This is a genomic window from Micromonospora sp. NPDC050276, from assembly GCF_044459545.1.
In the GTDB taxonomy this organism is placed as follows: Bacteria; Actinomycetota; Actinomycetes; order Mycobacteriales; family Micromonosporaceae; genus Micromonospora.
The window spans coordinates 1-3739 of record NZ_JBITJA010000041.1; the positions used below are offsets into that span (position 1 = coordinate 1).

The following is a 3739-nucleotide window of genomic DNA, read 5'->3' on the forward strand; positions in this document are numbered from 1 at the left end:
TGCAGCAAATAAGACCAACGACTAAAGATCAACCAACCGAGGTGGTCCAGTTTCAGCCGGACCACGGTGGTCAGGTTTGGAGCGGCGTTGACACGATCACCGGCGAGCCCTACAGCGTGGCAGCGCGAGCACTGTGGAGCCCTAAATTCCGACCGGGTGCCGGGCTTCCTAGGCGGGTGCCAGGGGCAAATCTCATGCTGGGCAGCCAGCTACTCCCGCCACGGCGTCCGCTGCTCATTCGTCGGGATCCGGCGGCCCTGGCTGAGCAACTCAACAGCTACCTGGAGGGCTGGGACGCCGGCCGAGCGGCCTTCGTGCAGTACAAAGCAGACCGGGGCGCCCAAGAGGCAAGTTCGCGCTTACGGAGCAACCGATGAGCGGGGGCGACGGCTCCGTGGTCGCCGCCGCGCTCGCGACGGCATCCGGCTCCGCTGGGCTGTGGTGGTTACTACGGGATTGGCTGCGTAGCCGGCGGGAGCGGGGCCGCTTCAGCGACGTCACGCATCTTATCGAGAAGGTCGGGACCGACAAGATCGAAGAGGTCGCGCGCCTCGCTGAAGTCCTCATTACCGACAGCCGCACGTCCCCTCGGCTCTCGTCGGCTTCGCGCCGCGACGATCCCTCGAACGACGTTAGTGCAGTCGACGCTGGCGGATTATCGAAGCGGCGCGGGCGTCGGCGGTAGGTCGACGCGTGGTGGCTCCGGCCAACCCCCGCTGGGCCCGCTCCTCCACCACTCGGAGGCAGGCCCCGCTATGCAAAGCGGTGGCGGCGCCTGCTTCTCGTCTCCTCCTGTTCCCCGGTTTGGCCGGCTGCTGCACAAGAAGAGCTGATCCGGGCAGCCCATTGGTGTCGTCCTGTAACTCCATGATTGCGTTGCGCTGTTTGGCTTGGAATGCTGCCGGTGAAGGCATTGAGGAGGGGGTCAAGGACGACGCTGCGGCTGTCAGGTTGATGAAGGATTTCGAGGGCGGACCGTTCGCTGTCAGCCGCAGCGGCATAGCTGTGGATGCGGTTGACCTGAAGGGCATCGAGCCGACCGTGACCCTCGGCAAGCTGGTGAGCCTCGTTCGACAGGTCGACTGGGATGTGAGCCTGGTCGACCTAGAGTTGTTGTGGAGCGGGGACGAGCAGGACGGGCCATGGTTGATGTCGCTGGACCGGGCCGCGCGGGATGCCCTCGCCTCCATCAGCAATGCCCAGGTGCGGGAGTTGTCGGCGCAATGGGGGCGGATTAAGGAACTGGCGTGGAGTGGGCCACTGGCTGACGAAGAGATGCTGCCTGTGATCGAGAAAGTTGCCGCGCTTGCTCAGCGCGCGCGAGACGCGGGCGAGGATCTGTATTGCTGGTGCTGCCTGTGACTTACAAGGAGGCGGTGCCGGGCCCGGAGAGGGGGCGCAGACCCGGGAGCAGCAGGGTGCCCTGGACGGCCTTGAACTGCGTCCAACGGCGCCGAACGGCGCTCAACTGCACCCACCCCTACGGTTGCGTCCACGGGAGTGGTGTACGATTTGCCCGTGATGGGCGTGTTGGGTAGATGAGAGACGGCCATCGCGTCGATCCTTCAAGACGACCAAGTCAGAGAAGGATGAGAGAACGCGATGGCCGCATCAGCTTCTCGGCCCAGAGCCGCCGGTCCTCGCGTGTCCTGCCCTGCTATCCCCGCCTGCGCTCTCGCCGCGCCTGCCCTGCGGCCTGCGCCCATTGCAGCGCCGCGCCGAGCACAGTGCCGCCCAGCCCGGCGGCCAGGACCGCCCGATCTGCTTCCGCCACGGCCACAAGGTAGAGCATCCGTCCCGGCACCGCTGCTCCACGGCGTATCCGACCTGAACCTCGAACTGCACGGCCGGGACGTTCGCGGCCGGCTGGCGGTGATCAGGCAGGAATCTGGTCCACCAGCACCCACCTGCTGACCGGCCCACCGGCGGGCGCTGGTGCGCCCGACCCGGATCGGGCACCTGCCTGACGGGTTCTGATGTGCCCCTGGCGGGGGTAGGGGTAACTCCCAACCCGACTGGGGGGTAGCAGGATCGAGCAAGATCCAGAAACCGTGGAAGCTCATTTCCATGACCACGCAGAAGATCTCCCGGCTCCATCGGGCCAGCCTGGCCCTCGTCCTTCCCGTCGCCGTGATAGCGGCAGTCGCCGGGTGTGATGACTCGGCGGCGCCGAAGGTCGCGCCCGCGGCCAGTTCGGTAGCCGCGGTTCCCTCGACCTCCCCAAACACGGCCGGCCCGGCAAGTGCGGCCCCCGCAGCGGGCTTGCATATGATCGCCAACAACGGGCATCAGCTTGCCTTCCACGTCACGCCCGGAAGTTCTCCCACCATCGTGCTGGACGCCGGCGGCGGCGAGGACTCCTCGTACTGGGATGCCCTGGTGCCGCAGCTGTCGCAGGCCACCGGATCGCAGATCATCACCTACGACCGGGCCGGTATGGGCGCCAGCGAGGAGGTGAAGGGCCCCTGGGACCCCGAGGCCGCCGCCTCCGACCTGCAGGCCGGTCTGCGTGAACTCGGCGTCACCCAGAACGTGGTCCTCGCGGGCCACTCGCAGGCAGGAGAGGTGGCCCACTACTTCGTCCTCGCGAACCCCGGCGTTGTCTCCGGGGCGGTGCTCATCGATGCCAACGTGCCGCAATTCTTCACCGACACCCAGACCCAACGCCTCGTCACGCTGACCGCGCCGCAGATCGAAGAGCTCAGGAAGGCGCCCTCGACGAAGGCGAACCGCCAACTCATCGCCACGGCCGACAACTTCGGTCCCACGCACCAGGCGTACCACAAGGTCTCCTGGCCCGACAGCGTCCCCGTCATCTATGTCGTGTCGGACAAGACACCCTTCGACGGATCTCCGCAGGACGCTCAGGCCTGGCGCGACGCGGCAGCGGCGTTCACCAAGGCGGGGCCCGACCGCATACTCGTCATCGCCAAGGGAAGCTCGCACGACGTTCCCCAGGACAAGCCCGCCCTGGTGCTCAAGGAAATCGAACAGATGACCGCCACCGTCAAGTAACGGCCGTAGTGCCGGGGGAATGGGGCCGGCGCAGCCTGGTTGACCAGCACCGCCCAGGCGGTCTCGATCAACCAGGCTGCGGAGACGACCTCACCGCGTGCGGTCACCGGTAGAGCGAGCACGGAGTGTCCGGCCGACTCGGAATTCGTTGTGGCGCAGCTGCCGATGAGCGGGGCAGCGCCGTAGGCGAGCGCGACAAGCCACACGGTCCGGATCCCGATGACGGCGAGGTCGTGGTCGAGATTCGGGGAGCGGGCCGGAACTGCTTACGCGATGGGCAACGTGTGCGCGGGTGTCGATCGATCGAGCCGTCGATCGGCGATGCGAGCCTCCGTGGACCACGGACGGACACCATGGTCGCTGGATCCCACGCGGAGTGGCGGAACCCACCGTGGGGAAGTGCGGATCGCCGGCCAACATGAATCACCAGCCCGGCGGTTCGGCACGATGCGCAATGATGGAGTGAGATGACCGATTACAGCGGAACCGCCCTTCCCGGCGGCTCCTCGCCCTCGCGGGAGGGCTCCGGGCCGGGTCTCGTCGCTCGCAGCGGTCCGATTCCGCGCTCGGCGCTAGCCCAGCGGATGAGCCTGCTGGGCTGGTCGCTGGTGCTGCTGCCGGGCGCGGTCCTAGGCCGTGTTTCGTAGGGCGTCGATGTTGGGGCGTGGCGGTGGTCGCTAATTGAAGAGGTCTCCGGTAGTTGGTTCAGCGACCAAGCTAGAAC

At 67.0% G+C, this 3739-nt stretch carries 4 protein-coding genes; all 4 read left to right on the forward strand.

The genetic code is table 11. The annotated features are described in order from the left end of the window. Positions 1 to 373 precede the first annotated feature (373 nt). The 4 genes from ACIBF8_RS32015 to ACIBF8_RS32030 all read left to right on the forward strand — a co-directional run bounded on the left by ACIBF8_RS32015 (position 374) and on the right by ACIBF8_RS32030 (position 3662). On the forward strand, positions 374 to 685 hold the full coding sequence (locus tag ACIBF8_RS32015; protein WP_396787646.1) for a hypothetical protein: 312 nt from the start codon (positions 374 to 376) through the stop codon (positions 683 to 685). A gap of 182 nt (positions 686 to 867) precedes the next feature. Next, a complete protein-coding gene (locus ACIBF8_RS32020) occupies positions 868 to 1362 on the forward strand; it encodes a hypothetical protein (protein ID WP_396787647.1) in 495 nt (164 codons plus the stop codon). Between the two features lie 705 nt (positions 1363 to 2067). Then, positions 2068 to 3015 carry an alpha/beta fold hydrolase gene (locus ACIBF8_RS32025; protein ID WP_396787648.1) on the forward strand — a complete coding sequence of 316 codons (948 nt, stop codon included), beginning with the start codon at positions 2068 to 2070 and terminating at the stop codon, positions 3013 to 3015. A gap of 467 nt (positions 3016 to 3482) precedes the next feature. Continuing rightward, the gene (locus tag ACIBF8_RS32030; protein ID WP_396787649.1) at positions 3483 to 3662 is read left to right on the forward strand and encodes a hypothetical protein; all 180 of its coding nucleotides are present in this window, start codon (positions 3483 to 3485) and stop codon (positions 3660 to 3662) included. Positions 3663 to 3739: the final 77 nt, after the last annotated feature.

Excerpts from the sequence above, each read along its gene's own strand:
- ACIBF8_RS32025 (WP_396787648.1), top strand. The coding sequence starts at position 2,068 with ATGACCACGCAGAAGATCTCCCGGCTCCATCGGGCCAGCCTGGCCCTC.
- ACIBF8_RS32020 (WP_396787647.1), top strand. The coding sequence starts at position 868 with ATGATTGCGTTGCGCTGTTTGGCTTGGAATGCTGCCGGTGAAGGCATT.
- ACIBF8_RS32015 (WP_396787646.1), top strand. The coding sequence starts at position 374 with ATGAGCGGGGGCGACGGCTCCGTGGTCGCCGCCGCGCTCGCGACGGCA.
- ACIBF8_RS32030 (WP_396787649.1), top strand. The coding sequence starts at position 3,483 with ATGACCGATTACAGCGGAACCGCCCTTCCCGGCGGCTCCTCGCCCTCG.